We start from the raw sequence: 868 nt of genomic DNA, 5'->3' as shown, positions 1-868 counted from the left end.
CCGTCATCCCCTAGAACAGATGAGCAAATGTTAAGAACGGGTTTGTTTAGGAGTCTACTCAAATACGCTAAGCGTAGTAGCACTAGACCAGGTCCTCCCGTTCATGATAGCTCATCATAGTCCGACCGCAAGCAAGGTTACCGCTACTATTCATCTAACTGAGAGCTCGAAAAAATCGCCAGGTTCCCATGGGAGACCGGATCACGCAAGGTAGAGTGCAGTGGATGGAGCCCCAATAAAGACAAGCTGGATGTGTATGACCTGAGCGCAGAAACCTATAGCTCATACAGCAACGATGCGGCAGGTATCGAAGCGCTGAGGCAAAAGGTATTAGAACGAACGGATCCAGCCGTTGTATGCGAAGCCACAGGCGGCCACGAGGCACGAATGGCGCTGAGGCTACATCAGCATGACATCCGAGTAAGCGTGGTCAACCCACGTCCGGTCAGAGACTTAGCCAGAGCCCTGAGTAAGCTGACAAAGACCGACCCGATTGATGCCTATGTGATTGCCAAGTACGGTGAGGTGACCGAGCCTGCCGCGACAGTCTTTGCCTCTGCCGCCGAAAGCGAGCTAAAGCAGTGGGTCACGCGTCGGCAGCAGTTAGTTGAGATTCTAAGCGCGGAGAAGAACCGTCGGACACTGTTGGTGAAGGGTGCAGCCAGAGATGAAGTGAGTGAGCATATCGACTGGTTAGAAAAGAAGATAAAACAACTTGATGAGAAAATAGCAGACCTTAGCGATTCAGTCTCTGAGTGGAAAGCGCGCAAGTCTATTTTGCGTTCGCCCAAAGGCATTGGCCCGCTAATTTCGGCAAGCTTTCTAGTGTTGTTGCCGGAGCTAGGTACGCTCAATCGGCGACAGATTA

At 51.7% G+C, this 868-nt stretch carries 1 protein-coding gene; it reads left to right on the top strand.

The features are described from left to right. Positions 1 to 252: 252 nt before the first annotated feature. Positions 253 to 868 (top strand): IS110 family transposase (locus tag DXZ20_RS18835; protein ID WP_348918708.1); only part of this gene is annotated, 616 nt, incomplete at its 3' end.

It is taken from the genome of Adonisia turfae CCMR0081, assembly GCF_011009555.1.
In the GTDB taxonomy this organism is placed as follows: Bacteria; Cyanobacteriota; Cyanobacteriia; order Phormidesmidales; family Phormidesmidaceae; genus Leptothoe; species Leptothoe turfae.
This window is presented reverse-complemented; position numbering and strand designations above follow the sequence as displayed.